Origin of the sequence: Gulosibacter hominis (assembly GCF_904842695.1) — a bacterium.
Lineage (GTDB): Bacteria > Actinomycetota > Actinomycetes > Actinomycetales > Microbacteriaceae > Gulosibacter > Gulosibacter hominis.
This window is the reverse complement of record NZ_CAJGWQ010000001.1, coordinates 191,388-216,044: the sequence shown is the minus strand read 5'-3', so window position 1 is coordinate 216,044 and position 24,657 is coordinate 191,388. Positions and strand designations below refer to the sequence as shown.

The 24,657-nt window shown below is 62.3% G+C and carries 19 protein-coding genes and 1 tRNA gene; 3 read left to right on the top strand and 17 right to left on the bottom strand.

The genetic code is table 11. The features are described 5' to 3' along the window. Positions 1-17 precede the first annotated feature (17 nt). From JMV54_RS00980 to JMV54_RS00935, 10 genes are all read right to left on the bottom strand, one after another. Positions 18-2,435 carry a DEAD/DEAH box helicase gene (locus JMV54_RS00980; RefSeq protein ID WP_201517010.1) on the bottom strand — a complete coding sequence of 806 codons (2,418 nt, stop codon included), beginning with the start codon at positions 2,433-2,435 and terminating at the stop codon, positions 18-20. Continuing rightward, on the bottom strand, positions 2,432-3,361 hold the full coding sequence (gene tatC, locus JMV54_RS00975) for a twin-arginine translocase subunit TatC (protein WP_230972746.1): 930 nt from the start codon (positions 3,359-3,361) through the stop codon (positions 2,432-2,434). The genes JMV54_RS00980 and tatC overlap by 4 nt, the downstream gene beginning before the upstream one ends. 5 nt (positions 3,362-3,366) lie before the next feature. Further along, positions 3,367-3,603, bottom strand: coding sequence for a twin-arginine translocase TatA/TatE family subunit (locus tag JMV54_RS00970; protein WP_201517009.1), 237 nt, complete (start codon positions 3,601-3,603; stop codon positions 3,367-3,369). A 7-nt stretch (positions 3,604-3,610) separates the two neighbouring features. Further along, a complete protein-coding gene (locus JMV54_RS00965) occupies positions 3,611-3,973 on the bottom strand; it encodes a hypothetical protein (protein ID WP_201517008.1) in 363 nt (120 codons plus the stop codon). A gap of 7 nt (positions 3,974-3,980) precedes the next feature. Continuing rightward, positions 3,981-4,964 carry a helix-turn-helix transcriptional regulator gene (locus JMV54_RS00960; protein ID WP_201517007.1) on the bottom strand — a complete coding sequence of 328 codons (984 nt, stop codon included), beginning with the start codon at positions 4,962-4,964 and terminating at the stop codon, positions 3,981-3,983. Then, positions 4,951-5,973 (bottom strand): helix-turn-helix transcriptional regulator, encoded by a 1,023-nt coding sequence (locus JMV54_RS00955; RefSeq protein WP_201517006.1) that lies wholly within the window; start codon positions 5,971-5,973, stop codon positions 4,951-4,953. The genes JMV54_RS00960 and JMV54_RS00955 overlap by 14 nt, the downstream gene beginning before the upstream one ends. 19 nt (positions 5,974-5,992) lie before the next feature. Beyond that, positions 5,993-6,976 carry an FKBP-type peptidyl-prolyl cis-trans isomerase gene (locus JMV54_RS00950; RefSeq protein ID WP_201517005.1) on the bottom strand — a complete coding sequence of 328 codons (984 nt, stop codon included), beginning with the start codon at positions 6,974-6,976 and terminating at the stop codon, positions 5,993-5,995. A gap of 4 nt (positions 6,977-6,980) precedes the next feature. Continuing rightward, positions 6,981-7,880, bottom strand: coding sequence for an FKBP-type peptidyl-prolyl cis-trans isomerase (locus JMV54_RS00945; RefSeq protein ID WP_201517004.1), 900 nt, complete (start codon positions 7,878-7,880; stop codon positions 6,981-6,983). Continuing rightward, positions 7,877-9,082: a tRNA (adenine-N1)-methyltransferase gene (locus tag JMV54_RS00940; RefSeq protein WP_201517003.1), complete on the bottom strand. Its 1,206-nt coding sequence runs from the start codon at positions 9,080-9,082 to the stop codon at positions 7,877-7,879. The genes JMV54_RS00945 and JMV54_RS00940 overlap by 4 nt, the downstream gene beginning before the upstream one ends. A gap of 62 nt (positions 9,083-9,144) precedes the next feature. Beyond that, entirely contained in the window at positions 9,145-9,846 is a 702-nt protein-coding gene (locus JMV54_RS00935; protein WP_201517002.1) for an HAD family hydrolase, read from the bottom strand. Positions 9,847-10,083: 237 nt separating this feature from the next. Here JMV54_RS00935 and JMV54_RS00930 point away from each other — a divergent pair, with 237 nt between their 5' ends. Together JMV54_RS00930 and JMV54_RS00925 are read left to right on the top strand one after the other, a co-directional pair. After that, complete coding sequence (locus JMV54_RS00930; RefSeq protein WP_201517001.1) at positions 10,084-12,606, top strand: Cna B-type domain-containing protein; 2,523 nt, start codon at positions 10,084-10,086, stop codon at positions 12,604-12,606. 184 nt (positions 12,607-12,790) lie between these two features. Continuing rightward, positions 12,791-13,696 (top strand): proteasome assembly chaperone family protein, encoded by a 906-nt coding sequence (locus tag JMV54_RS00925; RefSeq protein WP_201517000.1) that lies wholly within the window; start codon positions 12,791-12,793, stop codon positions 13,694-13,696. A gap of 35 nt (positions 13,697-13,731) precedes the next feature. On the opposite strand, the gene mshC is transcribed toward JMV54_RS00925, so the two are convergent. The 3 genes from mshC to JMV54_RS00910 all read right to left on the bottom strand — a co-directional run bounded on the left by mshC (position 13,732) and on the right by JMV54_RS00910 (position 17,359). Beyond that, positions 13,732-15,027 carry a cysteine--1-D-myo-inosityl 2-amino-2-deoxy-alpha-D-glucopyranoside ligase gene (mshC, locus tag JMV54_RS00920; RefSeq protein ID WP_201516999.1) on the bottom strand — a complete coding sequence of 432 codons (1,296 nt, stop codon included), beginning with the start codon at positions 15,025-15,027 and terminating at the stop codon, positions 13,732-13,734. A 70-nt stretch (positions 15,028-15,097) separates the two neighbouring features. Further along, complete coding sequence (locus JMV54_RS00915; RefSeq protein ID WP_201516998.1) at positions 15,098-15,949, bottom strand: undecaprenyl-diphosphate phosphatase; 852 nt, start codon at positions 15,947-15,949, stop codon at positions 15,098-15,100. 93 nt (positions 15,950-16,042) lie between these two features. Further along, the gene (locus JMV54_RS00910; RefSeq protein ID WP_201516997.1) at positions 16,043-17,359 is read right to left on the bottom strand and encodes a M20/M25/M40 family metallo-hydrolase; all 1,317 of its coding nucleotides are present in this window, start codon (positions 17,357-17,359) and stop codon (positions 16,043-16,045) included. 145 nt (positions 17,360-17,504) lie between these two features. Here JMV54_RS00910 and JMV54_RS00905 point away from each other — a divergent pair. Further along, positions 17,505-17,591 (top strand) — tRNA-Leu (locus JMV54_RS00905). A 79-nt stretch (positions 17,592-17,670) separates the two neighbouring features. Here JMV54_RS00905 and JMV54_RS00900 read toward each other — a convergent pair. From JMV54_RS00900 to JMV54_RS00885, 4 genes are all read right to left on the bottom strand, one after another. Further along, the gene (locus JMV54_RS00900; protein ID WP_201516996.1) at positions 17,671-18,522 is read right to left on the bottom strand and encodes a site-specific integrase; all 852 of its coding nucleotides are present in this window, start codon (positions 18,520-18,522) and stop codon (positions 17,671-17,673) included. Positions 18,523-18,920: 398 nt separating this feature from the next. Continuing rightward, positions 18,921-19,571 (bottom strand): TetR/AcrR family transcriptional regulator, encoded by a 651-nt coding sequence (locus tag JMV54_RS00895; RefSeq protein ID WP_201516995.1) that lies wholly within the window; start codon positions 19,569-19,571, stop codon positions 18,921-18,923. A 20-nt stretch (positions 19,572-19,591) separates the two neighbouring features. Then, positions 19,592-21,778: a YhgE/Pip domain-containing protein gene (locus JMV54_RS00890; RefSeq protein WP_201516994.1), complete on the bottom strand. Its 2,187-nt coding sequence runs from the start codon at positions 21,776-21,778 to the stop codon at positions 19,592-19,594. Next, a complete protein-coding gene (locus tag JMV54_RS00885) occupies positions 21,775-24,573 on the bottom strand; it encodes a YhgE/Pip domain-containing protein (protein WP_201516993.1) in 2,799 nt (932 codons plus the stop codon). Before JMV54_RS00885 ends, JMV54_RS00890 begins: the two co-directional genes overlap by 4 nt. Positions 24,574-24,657: the final 84 nt, after the last annotated feature.

The following is a 24,657-nucleotide window of genomic DNA, read 5'->3' as shown; positions in this document are numbered from 1 at the left end:
GGCAGACACGGTGCGGACTATTGCTCGGTGCCCGTGTAGGCAACGATGCCGCGCCTCACCAGCTCGGATGCTTGCCGGGCGGTGCGAGCGAGATTGCCGGTGGCGACCGTTCCCAGCTGATCGAGCAGATCGAGGGTCTGTTTGCTCCAGCGCACAAAGTCACCCGCAGACATTTCAGCATCTTCGAGCACGCGTTCGAGCGGGGCACCGCTTGACCACTTGAACATTGGTTTGGCGAGCGAGGTCGCCAGCGGCCGGGTGCGCGGGACCCGCAGTTCGTCTTCGATTTCGTCGAGCTCTCCCCAAAGCTCTTCGGTGCGCGCGAGCGCGGTTCGAAATTCACCCTTGGGCAGGTGCCCGACCGGTGGGTTCACCTCGTCACGTCGCGGCTCGTAGGTGAGCACACAGCACATGGCGGCCAATTGCTGCGCATCCAGCTTCAGCCACAGCTGGCGACGGATGCACTCGGCAACCAGCAGATCACGGTCGCCAAAGATGCGCCGCAGCAGTTCACCGTGAACGGTGGCGGAAATGGTGGGCTCACCGGCATCTGTGTCGGCGGTCGACTCAAGATAGCCGCGACGCAGCAGCAGCTCGGTGAGGCGGTCGAATACGCGGGCCACAGCCCCCGTGCGCCGCTCAATTTCGCGCAGCTGGTGGTCGGTGTCGCGCTGTAGCCGCCAGTAGCGCTCGGCCCAGCGGGCATGCTGCTCTCGCTCTGGACAGCGGTGGCAGGGATGCGATCGCAGCTGGTCACGTAGCGCGGCAAGCCGCCTACTGCGGGCATCGCGGGCGCCGTGGTCACCCGGCAATACCTTCTGTCGTTCAACATCGGTGAGTTCGCGGCGGATCGCCGAATACGCCATGAAGTCGCCACGCTCGCAGCGCATCGACTCGGCATAGCCGCTGAGCGCATCCTGCTGTTGTCGCACTCGACGTGCCAGATCAACCACCGCCCGGTCGGCCTGGAACTGTGCGAACGACGACTCGAGAACTCGCCGAGTTCGCTCGCGGCCGAACTGGTTAATGAGATTGACCGTCATGTTGTAGGTCGGCCGGAACGAAGAATTGAGCGGATAGGTGCGCTTGGATGCGAGCGCCGCAACCGATTCAGGTTGCATCCCTTCACGCCACTGGATGATGGCGTGCCCCTCCACATCGATTCCGCGGCGCCCGGCGCGACCGGTCAGCTGCGTAAATTCGCCGGGGGTGATCGGCACCCGCGAAATCCCGTTAAATTTTTCGAGCCGCTCGAGCACCACAGTGCGCGCCGGCATATTAATTCCGAGTGCGAGCGTCTCGGTGGCAAACACCACTTTCAGCAGTTTGCGCTGGAAAAGCACCTCAACCACTTCTTTAAAAATTGGCAGCATACCGGCGTGGTGAGCGGCAACACCCCGCTCGAGCGCCTCACGCCACTGGTAAAAACCGAGCACCCCGAGGTCTTCATCGAGCAGCGTGCGGGTGTATTCATCGACGATCCAGCGAATTTCGTCACGTTCGGTGCGCGTGGTGAGCTGAACTCCCCAATTGCACACCTGCCGAACCGCATCGTCGCAGCCGTTACGCGAAAAAATAAAAAAGATGGCCGGCAGCAGCTGCGCCTCGTCCAGCAGTTCGACAAATGGTCCTCGATCGAGCCGAGCCGCGGGCCGCCGGTGCCCTCCCCCGCGACCACGCCTGCTACTGGGCGCGCGCGAAGCTCCCACCGCTCGCAGCAGGTCGGGATTCACGCGCCGCTTTTTCTTGCCGCTTTTCTCGGCATAAAGATCGTGCAGCCGCGAGCCGACCAAAACGTGATGATACAGCGGCGTGGGGCGGTGTTCGGAGACGATCACATCAGTATCGCCACGCACCGTCTGCAGCCAGTCGCCAAACTCTTCCGCATTCGAAACCGTTGCCGAAAGCGAAACGAGGCGCACCTCACTCGGCAGATGAATGATGACCTCTTCCCACACCGCACCGCGGAATCGATCGGCAAGGTAATGCACCTCATCCATGACCACATAGGCGAGGTCGGTGAGCAGATCGCTGCCAACATAGATCATGTTGCGCAGCACCTCGGTGGTCATGACGACCACGCGGGCTTGCGGGTTGATGCTCGTGTCGCCGGTGAGTAGGCCCACTTCACTGGCGCCGTATTCGGCGACCAGCTCCTGGTACTTCTGGTTCGACAGCGCCTTAATCGGGGTGGTGTAAAAAATCTTGGCGTGCGGGTCGCGCATGGTGAGAAACACCGCGAACTCGGCAACCACGGTTTTCCCAGCACCGGTGGGAGCGGCAACGAGCACCGAATGCCCCGCCTCGAGGCTGTGGCAAGCCGCTATCTGAAAGTCGTCGAGATCGAATCGCTGCCCCGACCGAAACAGCTCCGTTTCTGGGTGGCGGGCACGCTCGGCGGCCCGGGCATAGCGTTCGGAGGGGCTGAGATTCACGCTTCGAACCTACCCGTTCGCGGATCAGAACTGCCGGTGCCATCCTGATCGACCGGCTCGGGATTAGGCACCGCCGTCGCTTCCGCTGCGATATCGGCCTCAATTTCGGCTTCGATCTTTTTGCGCCGCTTCACGCGCGCGCGATCGAATAGTGACGCCACGCCCGCCGCCAAAAAGTACAGCAGCACCATCGGCACCATCAGCAGCAGCATGCTGATCACATCCGCGGCCGGAGTTGCGATAGCCGCAAAGAGTGCGGTAATCAGCACCGCCCATCGCCAGCCGGCCAAGATTTGCCGACCGGTAAGCACGCCGGCGAGGTCAAGCATCACCAGTAGCACCGGCACAATATAGGCGATACCGACGGCAAGGCAGAGCGTCAATACGAACGAGTAGTAGGTTTTTGCGTCGTAAAAGACGGTGTCTTCAAAGGGGACGAAACTCGTCATCACCTGCACGATGCGCGGCTGGATTGCCAGACCAGTCACCACGCCGGCAAGAAATAGCGGTATGCCGGTGCCCAAAAACCCCAGTGCATAGCGGCGCTCGGTCTTTTTTAGGCCCGGCATGAGGAACATCCACACCTGGTAGAGCCACACCGGTGATGCGATCACCACGCCGAGTGTGAGCGCCATTTGCAGACGCAGATCAAAGCCGGTGGTGACATTCGTGAAGTTGATCGATACCCGACCGCCGCGTTCTTGGGCGATCGCGAGGATCGGTCGACGAATGAGGTCGAGCGCCGGTTCAGACAGGATGAATCCGATCACCATCGAAACGACGATGGCGATCAGGCAAATAATGAATCGGTTGCGGAACTCGATCAGATGATCGGCCAGCCTCATCCGGCCTTCCGGGTTCCGTTTACGCGAATAGTGCGGGCGTTTGGATGCCGACCGCCGCGTTTTGCGCGCCGTGTCGCTCACGAACGTTAGTTCTGTGTGTTGTCGCTTGCGCTGCTGCGGTCGCTATCGGTTTTTTCGGCTTCGTTGTTGACGGTGCCACCGGTGGGCGCGTCGTCGTCGCGCATCTGGCGAACTTCCTTCTTAAAAATTCGCATTGATTGGCCGAGGTTTTTGGCCAGCGACGGAAGTTTCGGCGCGGCGAACAGCAGCAGGATGATGATCAGCAGCACCAAAAAGTGCGCGCCCGACAATCCTTGGAACATAGTTGATCTAAGCCTCTCGCCGTTTGTATTCGGTTAGGTATGCGTACTGCATCGGATCTGCAGCAATGAGTGCCCGCGCCCGGGCAATTTTAGCTTCCCGGCGCCGTTCACGCCGTGCATCGCGCGCGATAGTGAACTCGCGTCGCTCGGCGGCCACGGTGGCACGGCCACGCACTATGGCGTTGGGGGTTGGGTGAATCTGCACATCCTCGTCGGAGATTTCGAGCTGCGCAATCGCGTCCAAGAGTCGGCTCCCTTCCTCGCCGGTGCCCATCACCGCGCGAAAAAGCGCTCTGCCGCTGAAAAAGAGCACGACAACCAGCAGCGCCGTCAGCGCCACCCAAATTAAAAGCCACATCCACCAGGCCATAGTCCGGCTAGTCTACGCGAGGTTCGCGCTGTGGTGCGAGCGGCTCGTCGGGGGCGAACAGGTCTGTGGCAAGCAGATCACTCGCCGCGTCAAACACGGCTTGTCGCACCGACGGCGGGCCCACCACCTCGATCTCTCCGGCGTTTTCGCACACCAGTCGCGTCACGAGCTGTTGACTGCGCATCCCCACGAGCACTCGGTGGCGACCATCAGCAGCTGTTTCAGCTCGGCCAGTAGTCGACAGGTAGGGGCCGAGTATTTCCAGCCCGAGCGGTGTGGCAGAAAACTCAACCTCGATAAGTTCCGGCGAGTTGACCACCAGCGGTGCCTCGAGCACTCGTTTGGGATGCTTGGCAACCGGTGTGTCGAGTTCGGTAATCGACTCAATTCGGTCGACGCGAAACCATCGCTGTTCGTCGCGCCAATTGCACCAGGCATTCAAATACACGTAGCGGTCTCGGGCTTCGATGCGGAGCGGATCAACAGTGCGTTCGGTGAAACGGTTGGAAGATTCCGCCCGATAGCCGAGTTGCAGCTGATGTCCGTTCGCAATGGCAGCCTTGATCACGCCAAGTTCACTGCTTACGCCGGTTTCGGGCGTCACACTCTGTGTCGGATCAAGTTGCTGTACGAGCTGCGCAATCGCATCCTGCTGGGCGCCATCCGCAAACGGCAGCAATTGCAACAACCCCATGAGCGCCGTCACCCGTTCGATCGGCGATAGCGGCAATTCAAACGTTTCCACCGGATTATGCGTGAGCCGAATATGGTCGCGTTCGTAGTCGTCATAGTCAAAATCGAACATTCCGTACGGATCTTCAAACCCGTCTGGTTCGGGCACACCGAGTGTCCATAGATAATCAATGAGCTTGCGTGTGGCCTCGACGCTGGTGTTGATCCGGCGGGCAAGCTCTGGCAGCGGCAGGCCATCTTCGTGACGTTGCAGCAGTTCAAGTACAGCGGCTGCTGTCAGCGCATCAAATTTCGCCACGGTCACCTCCGCCGTGGTGCGTGGCCACCACACGCGCGAGCCGTGACCGAACGCGTTCTCGCAACGATTCGGGCGAAATCGCTCGAATATCGGCTGCGAATGCAGCCAGTTCGTCGGCGAGTAGTTCATGATCCCAGCTCGGGATGCGCAGCTCGACGCCGTCGGCATGCGTGACAGTGTCGAGTGCCCGGCGGCTGAGTGCCTGCTGTGCGCGTGAGCTCTCAGCAACGGTCACCGTGGCTGCCTGCTGCTCCCCCAGCGCGCGCAGTTTGGCGGCGAGATTGGTTGACGGCTCATAGGTGGTTTTGCGCGCGCCGGTTAGTGTCACGTCGCCGACGATGCGACGCAACAAAAAATTGCGTTCGTCGTCACGCGCATAGTCGAAACAATTGCATAGCCAGTGTCCCTCCACCTGCACCAGCTGCAGGGGTGCGACCGAACGCGTGTCGGGAGCCGCGGTGCCGGGCTTTGCGTAGTCAAACCGCACATCGTGTCGGAGGGCAATAGCGTCGCGCAGTGCGGCAAAAGCCCCGCCGGTTCGTCGCACATGGGTGATCTGCGGTAATTCGGATGCGGCCGAGTCGGCCTCGCTGCTGCCAAGTAATTTCAGATAGGCGCGCCGCGCGTCTGCCGCAATACCAGCAGCGTCCCAAACCCTGGCCGCGGCATCGAGCAGCAGCAGCTGCTCGGCACTGATTGTGAGCGGCACCGGTTCCGATGAAGCCGTGACCGCGGCGCGGTCGAGGGCAAATCGCCATCGGGATCGGTCGCCCGGTGCATCAGGATCAACCACCGTGGTCACCGGAAAACCGAGCTCCGTGAGTGTTTCACGGTCGCGCGCCAGCCGCTTTTCCAGCGCGTCTGTGCTGGCTGGAGATTTTCCGGGATCGTGTCGGTAACCGCTCACTGAATTAAAAATCTCATCACTGCTCAGCGGCGTTGTGCTGCCGCTGAGCAGCATGAGCAGCCGCAGGTGCCGCTGACTATTCGGCGCAACCGCATCCGTCACTGCTGCCCCGTTTGCATCACTATTGATCGGTGGTCTTCGGGTAGGCGGCAAGAATGTCGACGACGAACACGAGATGTGAATCTGCCGGGATCGAGCCCGTTTCTTGATCGCCATAACCGAGCTCGGGCGGGAATACGGTCACCACGCGCGAACCCACCTGTTGGCCGACAAGCGCATCCGCAAAACCCGTCACCACACCGTCGGTCGAAAACATCGTGGGCACGCCGCCGCGAGCCCAGCTCGAATCGAACTCGGTGCCGTCGAGCAGCACACCACGGTACTGCACCACAACCTCGTCACCGGCGCCAACCTCGGGACCGTCGCCCTGTAGCACCGTACTGATGAGCTGTTCGGCTGGTTTCGGTGCATCAGCCGCAATTTTCACCTGGGGCGAACCGTCGTCGCCGTCACTCACCTCGATAAAATCGATGGAGTTTTCGGCCGGTTTGCCGTCTGCGGCCTGGTTTTTTTCGACGCCGATGACGTCGATGACGTACATCGGGGTCTGCTGCGAGCCCGGCTTCTGCGCCGCTTCGGTAGCCGGCGGGAGCAGAACGATGCGTGAGCCCGACGGGGTGCCGAGCAAGCCCGAGTGCACTGGCTCGGGCAGCTGCAACTCGGCCAGGGTGCTCTGCACCGGCAGTGAGGCGTAGTCGCTCAGCGGCTCGCCGCTACCAAAATCGAAGGTCGCTACTTTCAGCACCGGATACATGTCTTCGGTCAGTGGCGCGCCATCTCCCTCAACGAGCACCTTGCGCTCAACCTGGTCGGTGAGCTTTGCCGAGTCGCCAGCGGTCACCTCGGGAGTTTCGCCGAAGCCGCCGGTCACAGTGGCAGTGTCAAGCGCCGGGGTGCCCTGCGCTGCCTCGGTGCTGCTGCCGTCAGCACCATCGCCGGTATCGGTGCCGCTGCATCCGGCGAGCGTGAATGCGAGGGCTGTTGCGGCACAGGCGGCAACCACGCGCCCAAGGCGACGTGCACGAACTGGATAGAAGTTCGACAATTCGCTATACCTTTCCAAGCAGATCGACAACAAATACCACGGCATCCCCATAACCGAATGGCTGGCGACCCGCAGCGGCTTCTTTTTCTAGCGTGGCAGCCGGCACCACAACAACGATCTGGCTGCCAATGCGCCGGTCAATGAGCGCATCCCCGAGGGTGTAAACCTGCCCGGGTGCTGCCGGAAGCACCATGGCCTCTGAGACATTGGTCCAGCTGTTAAATAGCTCTTCTCCGGTGCCCCACGTGTAGGCCGACATTTGTACGACAACCAGATCGTTCTGCTGCACGCTTTCGCCGAATCCCGAAATCGTTTCGGCGACACGGCGGTCGGTAGGTGTCGGTTCCTTCGGCATGGTCACGCCATGACCACCGTCCGGGGCATTCACCACGGCGGGAATTCCATTGCGCTGTGGGGCAATACGGCCCGAGGCAGCCGAGTGGTACACCTTCGACACGTGCACCGTGAGATGCTGTTCGCCATCGGCCGCCACTTGACCGCTGGCGATAGCGGCGTCTGAATAAAACTCGCTGTTCGGAATATCGGCGCTGATGGTCTGCCCAGCCTGCGAGCAGCGCAGCATTTCGCTCAGGCCGGGTGTGAGCCCAGCAAGTGGAATGGGCGCCGGTTCACCGGTATTGGGGTCGGTGCGCACCGCCTGGTTTTCGGCAACAAGCTGGCCCTTATCGTCGCGAATATCGATGGTGAACGTCGCGATTCCGTTGTCCGTGATCACCGGGCCAGATCCCTCGCCCGCGCGTTCGACCGCAAATCGATCTGTGGGGATGCAGGCGCTGGCGTTGTCGCTCGCCGGCAGCTGGGAGCATCCCGCCAGACCGATCGCGGTGAGTGCGATCGCCGCCGCTGCAGCGCTGCGAGTGGCACGAATTTGGTGACCTGTCACTGGCTGTCCCCGTTCTCGGTGGTGCGTTCATCGGTTTCACCGTTGACTGGGTCAGCGGCGCTTGTCATTGTGTCAGGTCTTGGCGTCATCGGGTGGGTGGCAAGTTCGGTGATCGCGCCGCCGTCGGTGTCCGCCTGCTTTTCACCATTCGCGATGACCGCGGCGGCGACCGCGCGAGCCGCGGCACGCTGTGCCTCGCGGGCGCGCTTGCGCAAGACCTTATCGCTCACGGTTCGCACACCCACAGCCTGCTCGGTCCAAGCGGCGGGGTCCGACGGTGTCCAAGCTTCCCAGTCGACGCTGGAGCCAACCGCTTTATTGGCTCGGGGTGCTTGCTGCGGGGTTTGCGTGTTGGGGGCGAGTCGGCGGGCGGTCAGCAAAAACCCGGTGTGGCCGACCATGCGGTGTTCGGGGCGCACCGCGAGCCCCTCAAGGTGCCAGCCGCGAATCATGGTTTCGTCGGCGCTCGGTGTGGTGTACACGCCGGTGGCGCGAATCGCTTCGGCAACTCGCGAGAGCTGTGTCGCGGTGGCGACGTAGCACACGAGCACGCCGCCAGGGATGAGCGCCTCGGTTACCGCATCCAGGCAATCCCAGGGCGCGAGCATGTCGAGCACGACACGATCCACGCTTGCGGGTGGGCATTTTTTGGGCAGCTGCTCGCCGAGGTCGCCAAGGTGGATGCGCCAGTTTTCGGGTTCGCCGCCGAAGTAGCTGGCGACATTGCCGCGGGCAACATCAGCAAAATCGGCACGGCGTTCAAAACTGTGCAGTTCACCGCGACCCGCGAGGGCCCGCAGCAGCCACAGCGAGAGCGCACCCGAACCGACACCGGCCTCGACCACGCGCAAACCGGGGCGAATATCTGCACGCGCCAGAATTTGCACAGCGTCCTTCGGGTAGATCACTGCGGCACCACGAGGCATCGACAGAATGATGTCTTCAAGCAGCGGTCGCAGGGCCAAGAAGCTGTGGCCGGTTGTTGAAACGACCACCGAGCCGTCGGGGGCACCGATGAGCTCGTCATGGGCGATTGACCCGTTGGTCGAGTGGAATTGCTCCCCCGCTGTAAGCCAGATGGTGTTCATCCGGCCTTTGGGCCCGGTCAGCTGAACACGTTCGCCATCGCGCAGCGGCCCCGAGGGCGGATAGACCACATCGAAGCTGGCGGGGATGGTGGCATCCGGTTGTGGTTCAGTCATCGTCCTCATTCGTTGTGGCTAATGGTGAGCGGGCCGGCAAAGCAGCGACAGCCCCACGGCGCCTACTGGATCGGGTTTGCCAGCAGCTGCTCGAGTTCAGCAATTCCCATCCCGGCAAGTGTCGGGCGCACGTGGTAGCTGTCACCCGCGGCAATGCCGACACCGTGGGGAACTGCCAGCACAGTACAGCCGGCACTAACGGCGCTCGCCACACCCGTCGGTGAGTCTTCAATTGCAACCGCAAATCGGGGTGTCACACCAAGATCTGCTGCGGCCAGTTCATAGGGTTCGGGATGCGGTTTGGGGTTGGTCACCCGTTCACTTGTCACCACCGCGGTGAAACCGTGGCCGGGCAGGCGTGTGAGCATGGCATCGACGATGCTTTGACTTGAGTTGGTGACCACTGCCATGGGAATACGCGCCGCCTGCAGTTCAGTAAGGAGATCGGCGACACCGGGACGCCAATTCACTCCGGCGGCGACGCGTCTGGCCACATCGTCGGTGATTTCGCGGGCAATATCGTCGGTCGATAGCGGGACACCGAGTTCTTGGAAGCGCAGCGCAGCCTGTTCAATGGCGACACCAACGAACTGTGCTTCGACTGCGGGGGTGAGTGCCGGCAGGCCAAACCGTTCAAGAAGCGCCGACTGGGCGCGCGTCCACTCGACTTCACTATCGATGAGTGTGCCGTCCATATCCCAAAGCACCGCATGCAGCACAGTGCTGCTGCGGTGTTGCTCGCTCGATTCTGGCCGTACAGTCACAAAGGTCATTCTAGTGGCGGCAATGATTCGGGTACGGGCAGGGTTTGATGACCGCCAGCCACTGCGACACAGGGTCATATATCATGGAGAGTAAAGCTGCAAGTCGATCGCCGGCGTTTCGCCGGCTCAGACATCCGTTGCACATCCCAGTCCCCCGGAATGCACGCGGCAATGGCGTGCAGACATAAAGAAATAGAGGAAGTCATGAGCTCCCGCTGGTTAAAGCGCCTTGGAGTAATGCTCGCCGCCATGATGGCGTTCGTCGGACTACCCGCGGGTGTAGCTTTCGCTGCGCCCGTGAACACCTGGAGCGAACTTGTTGCCGTGGTCGCGAGCCTCAACGCAGGAGAATCTGCGGAGGTATCTGTCGACGCCGACATCGAAGCCCCAGCCGACGCCGAAAAACTTGTCGTTCGTGAAGGGACGACGGTGACGCTCACCGGCAGCGGGAAGATCGTGGGAACCAACGCTCCCCTGATCACGGTTGATAAGGGTGGCGCACTTACTCTTGCTGGCCCCACCTTCACGAAAACGCAGTTCACCGTAAGCGGTGACCTGAACTTCCGAGATGGCGCCATCCGCGACACCTCGGTGACCGGTCCGGTGATTTTTGTGGATCACGAAGGCAGCCTCACCATTTCCGAAGCGGCCGAGTTTGCCAATAACTCTGTGGCAAATATCTCGGGCGCACTCCCCGAGGGCATCACTGAATCGGAGTACGCACCCATCACCGCCTACAACGGCACCATCCGAATTGAAGGTGGCACGCTGAACGACAACGAGGGACTCCTTCGCGGCGGTGTGATCGGCCTCTGGTCACGAGATGGTGGCACACCCACCTTCGCGATGTCGGGAGGAACTATTTCCGGCAACAAGGTTGCGCACCCGCAGTTGCTGGGATACGGCGGAGGTGTTTACGGCAAGAACGCACAGGTGACCATCACCGGCGGAACCATAGAGAACAACTCAACAGAACGCGGCGCCGGGCTTGCTTTCGACGGTGGCGCGGTCGACCTCAACGGCGGTGTCGTTCAGAAAAATGACAACGGTGAGTACAAGGGTGCCGGGGGCGGGCTGTATCAAAATGGGGGCTCGCTAACGATTGACGGCGCCACTTTTAAAGACAATGTTTCTACCTGGCGTGGGGGAGGTATCTACACCCAGGGGGATGCTGTGGTGGAGATCCGCGGAGCCATCATTACCGGTAACTCTGCTTTGGATTCCGGCGGTGGCATCGCTTTCAACGGCACAACGAAGGCCACACTGTACGCGGCCGATTTGCGCGAGAACGTCTCGAAAGGCTTTTGGGGTGGCGGCGCGATGTACAACGACACCCACACCGATGTGACGATCTACAACGCGCTGATTCGTAATAACACGATGGACGAAATGTTCATGGTGGGTGCCGGTAACCGCCCACCGAGTGCCCAGGGTGGCGGCGTGTGGAACTGCCCCACTGGATCCACCGTGATGCATGTAACTCGCGGGGTGGCAATTTTTGAGAACAGCGCCCCCGATCAAGGTCAGCTGAAGGGTGCTGGTGATGATTTCGCTAGCATCAAGGTCCACAGGTACGATGACCCGAATCCGGTAGAGGGCAATTCGGTCATTATTACCGAACGAATGCTTGGCGGTAGCAAGCGCAACTGGTATCAGGATGGTTCGATCTACAGCATCCACACCAATTGGCCCGACGGAAAACAGGTGCCGCGCTATTCGGCGGAGGGCCCCAATACCGCGATCGAACCGAACAAACGGGTCGACGACAACATTGCGTTCAAATCTGTCCCCAGCGACGACGCAAAAGCCATTGCCGAAACCTTGGCAGCCGTTCGCATCGAAAACAACAAGGCAACGCGCACCGGCATTTCTGGTGCCGGCATCGCCAATAACGGCAAGCTGACATTCGGCGAAAACAACCCCTGGACGCTGAAAGTGACGAAGGTCTGGGCGAACGACAAGCAGGAAAACCGCCCCGAAAGTCTCACTCTCGACGTCATGCTTGGCGATAAGAAGATCGAGACCGTCACGCTGAAGGCGGACAATAACTGGCAGGTTGAGCTCGCCAACTATCCAGACCCGAGCACGCTGATTGATGCGAAAACGGGCGAAAAACTGGAGCTCACTTTCGTCGAGCAAAAGGTCGACGGCTATGTGGGTCACGCTCCCAAAGTGACCTATAACGAAGAAGCGAAGACCTATGAGGTCGAGCTCCAGAATGAACCCTCTACGTCGATCCAGGTGCACAAGCGCTGGGAAGGTGATGTGGCGACGGATCGTCCTGACTCGATCACGGTGAAACTGCTCGCGGACGGTAACGCAACCGACCACGCCCTGACACTCACCGCCGCCAACAATTGGGAAGGTGAGTTCACTGACCTGCCCAAGTACCGCACCGACGGTGACAACCAGGTCGAGATTCACTACACCGTGACCGAAGACGAGGTGGCTGGGTACACCAGCACGGTCACCGGTACCCCGGAAGACGGGTTCACAATCACCAACACCAAGGACGTACCACCGCCGACGACTCCGCCGGCTACACCTCCGGTGACTCCACCGGCAACCCCACCGGCAACCCCACCGGCAACGCCTCCGGTGACTCCGCCGAGCACTCAACCGGACACGCCGCCGACTACGCCAGAGAGCGGCAAACCGCTTGCACGGACAGGTGCAACGGGTAGCGGTCTGCTGGCGGCTGCTGGAGCGACCTTGCTCGCGGCCGGTGCCTTGCTCGTAAGCCAGCGCCGACGGGCATAGCAGGATCGACGCTGTGGGGTCCGTGACTACGGTCACGGACCCCACACGTATTCGGAAAGCCGTGCGATACCTCGGTATCTTATTAAGCGGTGTATGCAGCCCTTGAGCGCTGTGCGCGGTAATTGCGCTAGCAACCACGGCAATGCATCCGTTTTGTAGTCAAACACCCGGGAGCAACTCAACTATGTCGGTAGGTCGTCTCTTCAATGGAGAACGCGTGCTGGTGTGCGCGATGCGTGGCTGGAGCGACGCCGGAGACGCCGCCTCAGACGCGGTCACCGAAGTGCGCAAAACCCTCGGTCTCGACCAGGTTGTCGGCGGTATCGATGACGAGCGCTTCTACGACTACTCGGCAACCCGCCCCTGGGTGTCAATCACCAACGGCAAACGCCGCATCGAGTGGCCACACTCGGTGATCTACGGGCCACGCCCCGAAGACGACCACGGTATCTATGTGCTGATCGGCGACGAGCCGTCATTGCACTGGCAGAGCTATGTCGACCTGCTGCTCGACCTGTGCGTTACGGAGGGCATTACCGCGATCGTGCAGGTGGGCTCGCTGCTTGCCGACACCCCGCACACTCGCGATATCCAGGTGAATTCCTATTGCGATGATGATGAGCTGCGACTGCAGTATTCGTTTGAGGTCTCAAAATATCAGGGGCCGCTCGGGGTGCTGTCGGTCTTTGCCGAGGCTGCTGCACTTGAAGGCATCCGCAGCGTTGCGCTGTGGGCCTCGGTGCCCCACTATGCGCAGGCCCCAGACCTTCCCGCGGCAAAGGCCACGCTGGCCCTCACCGAAGAACTATCTGAACTGCTCCTGTTCAACTTTGATCGTGAATCGATGCGTGAAGCGGCCGATGCCTGGGAGCTGCGGGTGACGCAGGCGGTAGAGCGCGACGAAGACCTCGGCCAATACGTTCAGTTTCTCGAACAAACACGAGACATGGTCGATTCTGAGGCCGCCAGTGGTGATGCGATCGCTGCCGAGTTTGAGGCGTTTTTGTCAACGGATGCGGATGATCGCAACGATGATCCCACCCGTGAAGACGATGATCCCGGCGAGGATGACGCCAACGACCGCAACTAGTGCCATTTTGCGCGACGGCGAGCGCGGCTAGTTCCTCAGCTTGTGAGCAGCGGCACACCCAGTAGCGCGTCAACCGCCTCAATCACATCGGCCTGGGGATTTTCAAGCTCAGCCCACGCATCCACCACTTCGATCATGGTCGGGGTGTCGAGATCATTGGCGATCGCCTCGCGCAGCTGCCGACGCACCACCGACTCTTTCGAACCCGACTCTTCCGAACCCGAGACTTCGGCCCGCTGCGCCGCCGCAAGCCACCGCGACAGGCGAGCCTGAGCGGCATCGAGGTCAGTGGCAAACCACTCCCAGCTGCTGCGATAGTGATGCGCCAGCACTGCCAGCCGCACCGCCATCGGATCATGACCCGCGGCCACGAGCTGCGAAACCAACACCAGGTTGCCGAGTGACTTCGACATCTTTTCACCCTGATACGCAACCAGTCCGGCGTGGGTGAAATGGCCTGCGAATTCACGTCCGGTCAGCGCCGATGCATGAGCAGCCGACATTTCGTGGTGGGGATACAGCAGGTCACGGCCACCGCCCTGGATGCTGATGAGCGTGCCCTCGGCCGCCACCGGAAGCGCGCCGGTTGCGATTACCGAACACTCCACATGCCATCCCGGTCGCCCCGCAGGAACACCGTCGGCAGCCTGCCAGCTGGGTTCGTTCACACGCGCTGCCCGCCACAGCAGCGGATCGAGCGGCGAGCGTTTACCGGGACGATCGGGGTCGCCACCGAATTCGACAAACGCGGCGGCAAGCTGCTCCGGCGAAAAATGGCTGATCGCGCCGAGCTCATACGGTGTGCGTGCCTGCACCGCCTGCACGTCAAGATAAATATCGTCATCGACCGCATCCGGTGTAGTTACCGAATAGGCAAACCCGTCCCGCAGCAGCTGCGCAACGGCCGCCGCAATTTCGTCAATCGCATCCTGTACCCGCACAAATGCGTCGGGAGCGATGACTCGCAGCTGGTCCATATCCGAACGAAAAAGATCGGTCTGCGATTGCGCGAGTTGCTGCCAATCAACCTGATCACGCTCGGCACGTTCGAGCAGCGGATCGTCGACATCGGTGATGTTTTCGGCGAAACGCACCGCCACTCCCCCTTGCCGCAGCGCCCGATTGAGTGTGTCGAAGGCGAGATAGGTTGCGGCATGTCCCAGATGGGTGGCGTCGTAGGGCGTGATGCCGCACACATACAGTGTTGCAACCCCATCAGGAGTCGTCACCTGCCGCACCGAGTCAGTTTCAGCGTCATAGAGCGCCACCGGGACGCTCTCGCCCGCTAGCTGTGGAACCTGAACCTGAGGCCAAGAATTGACGAACTGCACGATACGAGTCTAATTCGTATCGGCACGCAATCATTGCCTGCCGTATCGCAGCCGTCCGTTACTGTGCCGGCTATCCCGTCGGGGCCCCGGCCAGCGGATCAAGAACACCGGTGATCAATAGCACCATCAATAGCGTGCCAAGCGCGATGCGGTAGAGCACAAATGGCATGAAGCTGCGCTGCTCTACCCACTTCATGAGGAATTTGATTACCAGCCAGCCAACGACGAACGAGATGACCGTGGCAAGCGCGGTGGGACCGAACGCGATCGCGTTCACTTCGGTGGGTTCTTTGATCGCCCCGTAGAGCTCGTAAAGACCCGAGCCAAGTACCGCAGGAATAGCCAGCAAAAAGGCGTAGCGCGCGGCGGATGCGCGATCGTATCCGAGCAGGCGTCCCGCCGTGATTGTGCCGCCCGAGCGCGATACTCCGGGGATGAGCGCGAGTGCCTGCGCGAACCCGTAGATCAGGCCGTCCTTGGCGTCGAGCTGGGTGAGATCTTTTTGGCGCCGGCCGAGCACATCGGCCAGGCCCAGGATGATGCCAAACAAAATGAGTGTGGTGGCGACAATCCACAGCGAACGGAACTGGCTGCGAATCAAATCTTGAAAGAGCACGCCCAGCACCACGATGGGAATGGAACCGAGGATGATCCACCAGCCCATGCGTGCATCCGGATCGTTTTTTGGCACCCGACCGCGCAGAGCTCCGAACCAGCGGCTGATAATCCGCACGATGTCTTTCCAGAAGTACACGAGCACGGCCGCCTCAGTGCCAATCTGAATGATCGCGGTGAAGGTGGCGCCGGGGTCGCCGCTACCGATCCACTCGCCGACAACGCGCAGGTGGGCGCTGGACGAGATCGGCAAAAACTCGGTGAGTCCTTGCACGACCGCCAGCACGAACGCTTCAAACCAGTTCATCCATCCGCTTTCTATCGACAGTAAGTGCGCTGCTTTAAACGCAGTGAGTTTACGCCTCCATTAACACCCCCGGCGCCGGCGCGCCGATTCGAGCTACGACCCGTCGAAGTCGCGGAGAAACGCTGCCAGCACTTCTCTACCGAACACCAGCGATTCGAGCGGTACCCGCTCGTCAATACCGTGAAATAGTGCCGGGAAGTCGAGTGTGTCGGGCAGCAGCAGCGGTGCGAAACCGTAGCCGTCAATGCCGAGCCGAGCGAGTGATTTATTGTCGGTTCCGGCGGGCAGCAGGTATGGCACGACCACCGCATCGGGATCAAATTTGCGCAGTGCGCGCGTTGCCGCGGTAACGAGATCCGATTTTGCCGGGGCTTGGGCACCGTTGAACCGCCAGTCGATGGCGATCTCTACATCGTCGCCGACGATCTGCTGCAATGTTTCGAGCACCGCATCCTCGTCGCCCGGTAGCGGGCGGATGTCGAGGGTGACGGTTGCCGTTGCGGGAACAACGTTTTGTTTGCTGCCGGCCTCGAGCACCGTGGGGCTTGCGGTAGTTCGCAGCGAAGCGGTGAGCCAGGCAGCCGCCGAGCCGCAGCGAAGTGCCAGCTGGTCGGCCCCGATTTGTTCGACGTCTTCACCGGTCAGCTCGCACAGCGCGGCGATCATCTCGCGGCTTGTGTCACCCAGGTGCATCGGCCACTCGTGCTCGGCCAGACGCACGATGGCTGCGGCCAGCACCTGAATGGCATTGTCATCGGGATGAATATGTTTGGATCCGTGTCCGGGACGGCGGCGCACCTGCAACCGGGCCCAAATCATCCCCTTTTCACCGGTTTGCAATAGATAGGCACGGCGACCATCGACGTTGATTGAATAGCCGCCAACCTCGCTGATCGCCTGAGTTGCGCCGGTAAAGAGTTCGGGATGCTGTTCTACCAGCCAGTGCGCACCAAGTTTGCCGCCGTCTTCTTCGTCGGCAAAAAACGCAACAATGAGATCCCGAGCGGGCTGTTCACCGACTGCCTGCAGCTGTTCGAGGGCGGTGATCATCATGGCGTCGACGTTTTTCATGTCGACCGCTCCGCGCCCCCACAGCATGCCGTCACGAATTTCGCCAGCGAACGGGTCGACCTTCCAGTCATCGGCATCTGCCGGCACGACATCGGTGTGGCCGTGTACCACCAGCGCCGGCAGCTCTGGATTACGGCCGGGGATGCGTGCCACGATGCTCGTGCGGCGCGGTGCGGCCTCGAACACGTGTACGCGGCTCCCCAACGCCGTGAGCCGTGCCTCAAGATATTCGGCGGCTTCGCGCTCTCCCCGCGCCCGACCATTACCCCAGTTGGTGGTGTCGATGCGGATGAGCTCTTGAGCGGTGCGGACAGTAGCGTCGTGTTCGAGGTCGGTCATGGCACCACTCTAGGAGCTTTGGTTGCATCCGCGAGGCACGACCGGGAGTTTCGACGCGCCCACGAGTCTTGATTTGCACATTCCATAATGTGTGCAGTAAAGTTGTCATTCGTGCCGCGGCGCTAAGCGCCGAAACACGACACCTGCGCGGGTGGCGGAATTGGTAGACGCGCTAGCTTGAGGTGCTAGTGACCGCTTTTAGGTCGTGGGGGTTCAAGTCCCCCTTCGCGCACGCGAATGAAATGGCCCCTGACCTGGGATTTAGTTCTCCGGGTTGGGGGTCATTCGCGTCCGAAGTGCTAGAAAAAGTGCTAAGCCTTGCCGAGATGGGCCGCGAAACGGTCAACTGCCGACCTCTGCATGGTCGGGGTGACGTGGGAGTAGATGTTCATCGTCGTCGTGATCGTTGAGTGGCCCAACCGCTCCTGGACGACCTTGGGGTGCTCGCCGAGATCGAGTAGCAGGGTCGCGTGGGTGTGACGCAGGCCCTTGGTCGTGACTCGGTGCAGGGTGTCGAACTTCGCGGTCGCCCACTTGAGGCGGCGATCCCAGCGGCTGGTCATCGCGTCGGGTGAGCGGAGCTTCCCGTCGTCGTCGCCGAAGACGTAGGCGTCGGCTTTCGCCAGCTCGAACGACACCTCAGCGCGGGCGACCTTGTACGAGGCGAGCACCTTGAGGGTATCGGCGTCGACGTCGATGACGCGGGCCCCGCCGGTCTTGGTGGTCTTCGTCTTCGTCCAGTCGTCGGTATCGACGGCGCCGCGGATGCTGACCCGCATCGTCTTCGCGTTGATCTCCGACCACTTGAGGGTGAGGGCTTCGGAGCGGCGCATCCCGGTGTAGGCGATGAGTCGCCACAGCGGGAACAGCTCGTCTTCGAGGGTATCGCGGTAGTGGCGGGCGATGCGGGTGGCGGTGAGTTTGTCGAGCCGGATCGTGCCGAGCTGGGGGCGGATGTGGTTTCGGATGATCTTCTTGTACCCGGTGATCGTGGACGCCGCGAGCTTGAGTCCCGCTACCCACTCATCCGCGTAGGTTCCGACGGTGGGTACTTTGTTTCCGAACTTCTCGTTCTGCTTGCGCTGCTTGAGCGCTTCCTGCAAGGCGTCGTTGGCCTCGTCGGTGCTGGTGAACCCGGAGCGGGTGAGCCTGCGCGATCCCATCTCGGGGTATTCGGGGTCTTTCAGGACGTAGATCTGGAACCGCCACCGCTTCCCCGTGTCGGTGTCGTAGGACTGGATCGAGCCGGGCTGCCGCGAGCGGGAGCGCCGCTGTTGCTTCGTAGTCGGCGGCGTTGAACACGCGCCCCTCCGGGTCGAGCTGCACGCCTCGCTCTTGGATGACGCGGGCGCGTGCCCGTGCCGTCTCTAGGCGTTCCTGGTAGGCGGCGATGGTCTTGGGGTGCGCACTCGGCTTCTCGGGGTCGTCTCTGCTCGGGGCGGTCATGCCCGCGAGGGTGGTTTCGAGATGGTGGATGCGATCGGTGCAGATCACCCATTCCTGCTGCCAGTAGTTGAACAGCCCCTCATCGGTGAGCACAAGTTCCCCGCGCATCCACCGATCAATCTCCTCCGGCTTGCACTCGCTGGGCATCCCCGTCGAGCTCCGCTTGCTCCGCCCAGGACAAGCCGGCGACGCTCAAGATGACCTTGGCGACGATGGCCCCCGCGTCGTGCGTCTCGAGGCGGAGTCCGCGCAGCACGGAGCGTGCCGTTTCTTCGATGAGGAAGGCGAGCACCTCTGGCGTCATGTCTTGACGGAAGACACCCGACCGGACACCGTCATTGGTGATCTCGCGGATGCGACGCCGCAGCGGCTCGAGAGCGCGAGCGGTGTCGGCGACGTGGTGCTCGTCGAGCGCGATGTTCGCTAGGGCGCGCACCGTCGAGACTTCGTGCCACAGACGCGCGGCCATGCGGGCGAGGGCGATACGCGGGTCCGTATCCGCGGTGGCCTCGGCGATGAGGTTGAAACGTTCCGCGCCGATGGCGATGACTTCGCGCAGCAGGCTTTCACGGTCGGCGAAGTGCCCGTAGAGTGCACGCCGGGACAGGCCCGCCGCATGTGCGATCGCGTCCAGCGAGGCGTGCGGATTCTCGGCGAGAACCGCCTGTGCGGCGTGGAGCAGCGCTTCGTGGTTGGTGGCGGCGTCGCGACGGCGGGTGCGTGGTGGCGGCGTGGCGCTCGGCGACGGAGAGTCGTCTGTGGGCATGTGAACGCTCATATCGCCACTCACATTAGCTTCGTCGACTCGAGGGCCTCAGTCAGGCCACGGTTGTAGGCCACCAGCGGACGTCGCAGAACGAGCCCGAGGAGGAACGCGGGAAGCACGAACAGGGCAAGCATCCCGAGTGAGATCCAGAAGTCGGCTGCATAGACGCCCGCGATGGTCGATCGCATGGCTCCGATCGCGTATGTCGCGGGAAGGAAGGGACTGATGTTCTGGAACCACTCCGGCACGAGCTCCAGAGGATACGCTCCTCCCGAACCAGAGATCTGGATGACCAGCAGCAGCACGGACAATGCTTTCCCGGCGTTGCCGAAGGCGACCACCAGCGTGTAGACGATGAGCGTGAACACGAGCGAGGTGACCCAACCCGCCAGGATCATCAGAAGCGGATGCGCAGGTTCGATCCTGACGAAGAGGATGAGCCCGAGCGTGACAAGCGTGCTCTGCGCGAGGCCGACGAGCGCGAAGATGCCGTACCTTCCGAGGTACTTCCGCGTCGGGGTGAGCTCGGCACGGTCGGGAAGCGTCTCGCTGTCGACGTCGACGCGGATCGTCACCGTCATCAGCAGAGCGCCCACCCAGAGGGCGAGGATCGTGTACAGCGGAGCCATGGCCGCGCCGAAACTCCCGACCGGGAACACGGCGATGCGGTCGACGCTCACGGGGTCGGCCAGCGACGCGGCCAGGATACCAGGATCGGAGCCGATGATCTCGCTGAGCTCACTCAGATCGCCGGTGTCGGCCGCGTCGCCCAGTGCCCGTTCGATCTCGTCGAATCTGTCGGCAGTCTCGTCGAGCAAGTCGGAGAGCCCCTCCGTCACGGTCTTCGCGCGGTTCATCGTCGAGAGCACCGAACCGGATGAATCCGAAAGACTCGATGAAATCTCGTCGATGTCCGCACGCAGCTCGGAGATGTCGGATCCGATGTCTCCGAGTGTCGACGACAGTTGGTCCAGCTGCGGCTTCAACCCGTTCGTGTAGGCAGTCTGTGCGTCCCCGATCGCGCTCTGGGCGTCCGCGATCGCCTCCTTGATCTCCTGATGGGAGCTCTGCGTAGATTCGTTGCCCTCCTCGACGTCGCGCGCGGCCTGTGCGAGACGGTCGTGCACCGCCTGTTGACGTGCGATCGCATCGTCGAGCGCGTCGACGACCGCGTCGAGGCTGCCCTGTGCGGACTCCGGCAGAGTGGGGGCGATGTCCGTCTCGACGGTGTCGCGGAGGGACTCATACCGGTCGATCTGGTCCTGTACGCGATCGGCGAGGGTCTCGAGCACCGTCACATGCTCTCCGCTGAGCGTGTCGCGTTCGGAGTAGAGGTCGTCGATGCGATCCCCCACCGTGTCGTAGCTCGACGCGGTCGCCGAGAGCGCCTGCGTCACCGACTGCGTCGCGGTACGCAGCGTCGATCGGAGCTCGTCCACGGCCTTGCTCCCGCTGCCGACCGCGTTCGATGCGTCGTCGAACGCGTCGCCGGCGCCATCGACCAGACTCGACGCACTGTTCACCACCGGAATGCTCGACTCGATCAGCGCCGTGAACATGTCCGCCGTCTGCGCGCTGGAACGCAGCTGCGTGGACACGTTCGCGACACGCGCTTCCAGGCGGGTGAGAGCAGCCTGGGTATCCGCGTCCGTGAGGTAGTCGGAGAGCGAGGAGATCAGGCCCAGGGCGATCTCGCTGAGCGTCTGTGTGAACGTCTGGGTGATCTGGGAGGAGACCCCCTCGGCGCCCTGCTCGGTGATCTTCGGAGCCAACGCGTTCTTCTTCTCGTTGGTGTACAGCGCGATGTCCGTGTGATCTGCGCCGTCGACATAGAACGTCATCATGTCGGTGCTGAACGACGGCGGGAGGACGATCGCCGCGTAGTAGTCGCCCGACCTGGTTCCGTCGATCGCATCCTCTTCGTCGGTGATAACCCAGTCGAAGTCGTCGTTCGCCCGCAACTCCGACAGCACCTGTTCGCCGACGTTGATGCGGATGGGCACGAGGTCACTCTCATATCCCTCGTCGGTGCTCGCGACGGCGACTTTCAGATTGCTTGCGTTGTCGAACGGATCCCAGGTCGCGATCACGTTGAACCAGGTGAAGAGCGAAGGAATGACGGCGAGTCCGAAGATGACGATACCGGCCATCACGTTCCGGGTCGCATGACGCACGTCGCGGAGCGCCAGGGCGAAGATGTCTCTCACGCGCGCTCCTCGCCGTCGTCGGCGGGGTCGGTCTCGTCCTGTTCGTCGACCACATCGAGTTCGGTCGTCTCCGCGTCCGGATCCGGCTCGTCCCGTTCGGCGGGCTCGCCGAGGGTGAAGATCTCGTCGAGCAGATCGGCCTCCTCATCCGGCCCCGCGGGGGCATCTCCCTCATCGATCTCGTCGATCTCGAGCGTCTGCGCGGGCACATCGATCCTCGTCGTCTGCGCCGATGTCTGCGCCGAGTCCTCCGAGAGGCCGGCGGCGTCCCCGGCGAGGACGACCTCTCGCAGCTCGGCATCCTCCAGAGCCGCAACCGCGTAGGCCTGGGCGAAGTTCCGCTTGGCGTACTCGATGGCGACGAGGAACCCGATGACGAGCAGGCACCACAGGCTCCACAGCCCCAATAGAAGCGCCTTGGCCTCCGGGAACAGCCATGCGACGACCGCCAGCAGCAGTATGCCCGCAAGACCCACGACAAGCGTTAACCGCAACAGCGTCGGATAGTGCCGGGTGAACGGCCGGGCCCGGCGGGCGAGCTCGTCGCGGTACTCCCGACGGTTCGACAGCGCGTGGATCACCTGGCTCAGGCGGTAACCGGTTCCGGTGACTTGCACCTTCTCACCGATCAGGAGGTCGGTCGAGGCGATCTCCTTGTTGAACAGGATGTGGAGGTTGGCCAGGCGACGCCTCAACACGAGGCCGAGCAGGAACGCGAGAGCGACGAACACCGCGAGCGCGCCCATGAACCGCCAGTAGTGGTTGCCGTAGAAGCCCGCGATCGTCTCGCGCATGGCATCGATGCCGTACGAGAAGGGCAGAAGGGGATAGATGGCTCTGAAGAAGTCCGGCATCATCTCGATCGGATACAGGCCCGACGCACCGGGAATCTGCATGATCACCAGCAGGATGCACAGCCCCCGACCGACATGCCCGAAGGCGACGCACAGGGCGTAGATGATGCTCACGTAGGCCAGCCCGATCAGCACGGCCGTGCCGACGAACGCAACAGCGCTCGCTGTTTGAACACCGATAATGAGATTGCCGATCGAGACGATCAACGCCTGGGCGACGGCGAGCATTGCGAACAGACCGAAACGCCCCAGATAGGCCTCGAGCACGCTCACGCCTTCGACGCCCTCGGTGTCGACCTCAATCTTGAAGATCACCATGAGCACGAAGGAGCCGATCCACAGCGAGAGGTTCGTGAAGAGGGCCGCCATCGCGGATCCGTATGACGACACCGGGAAGAGGATCTGCTCATCGACCTCGACCGGCGAGGCGATGAACTGCGCGATGTCGTCGGGGTCCAGACCGGTGAGGGTGCTCAACGCCCCCAACTCCGACGCGGCGACGAGTGCCTCGACGTCGGTGCGCGCCGTCTGAACGCTCGACTCGATGTTCGCGATGTCGTCGTCGAAGCTGCCGAGCGCCACCGAGGTCGACGCCAGCTGTGTATCGACCCCGAGCAGCAGTTCCCCCGCCTGCGCCAGCACCCGACGCTGCGACCCGACGGCGGCCGAGAACTCGCCGGCGCTCTCCGACAACTGCGACATCGCGCTGTTGAGCGCGGGCAGGTTCTCGGTGAGCGCTACGCGCAGGTCGACGGCGGCCGACTTTGTGTCCTGCATGGCGCCGTCCATGGCATCCGCGGCCGCTTGAAGCGCCTGAACGGTCTCGGCCACGCTGGAGCTGAGCTGAGACAGTTCTGAGAGGAGCTGTTGATCGGCCGCGTTGCGCTCTTCCAGGGCCTCGATCACACCGGACAGCCGCTCCGCCGTGTCCGGATCGAGGCCTGCGTCGTCGAGAACCGTCCGCAATTCGGCGATCGCCGCCTCGTTCGACTCCAGAACCCCCTGCAGATCCTCGATTGCGGCTTCCACCCGCACACCCGCGGCGTCGAGGCTCTGAGTCAGCTGCGTGACCGAGGTGTTCGCGCTCGACGAGGCGTCTGCGAGCAGAGTCGTTCCCTGCAGGTACGCGGCCGTCGCTGCGTCTGTGAAGTCGATCACCTGGGTCCGCGCCTCCGCGATGATCCCCTGCGTCTCGTCGATCGCCTGCTGCACGTCTCCCAGCGTCGCGTCGATGTCGCCCAGCGTTCGCCGGGTCGACGAGAGGGACTCGCGGGACGAGTCGATCCCCTGCTGCAGATCGTCGATGCTCTCCCGTACGGAGGCGAGTCTCTGCGACGTGCTGTCGAAGGTGTTCAGTGCACGATCCTGTGCGTTCAGCAGTCGCTGCTGCGCATCGTCGCCGGCGTCCCTGACCGCCTCGCTCGCGGCGGACGCGACCTCTTCGGCGAAGGCGGACGTGATCTGCCTGTCCAGCTCCGTGGCCCCGACGTCGGTGATCTTCGGCGCGATAGCGCTGGATTTCTCGTTGACGTAGTACTGCAGCGCCGGTTGGGCGAAATCACTGGTCGTGATGCTGAGGAGGTCCTCGCTGAAGCCTGCTGGGATGACGATCGCCGCATACGCGTCGCCGCGCTGGACTGCCTCGAGGGCTTCCTCGTGGGTCATGAAGTCCCAGCCGAGATCGTCGTTCCCCCTGAGCTGCTCCTCGACCTGATCCCCGATATTGACAGCACCTGTCAGATCGGACGTCGCGCCCTCATCGAGGTTCGCCACGGCGACGCTGACGTTCTCCGTGTTCGAATACGGGTCCCAGAAGGCGCTGATGTTGAACCACGCGTACAGCGCCGGGGTGATGAGAACCCCGATCACGATGATCCACGCCTTGCGTACGCGGGCGAGTCGGCCGACGTCGCGCGCGAACACCTGCCAGCTCTTCTTCACGTCATCATCGTACATGAAACATGCACATCGATATGCACAATGAGACGAGTCCGCGTCGCGACGCGTTCCGGCAGGGAGCATCTC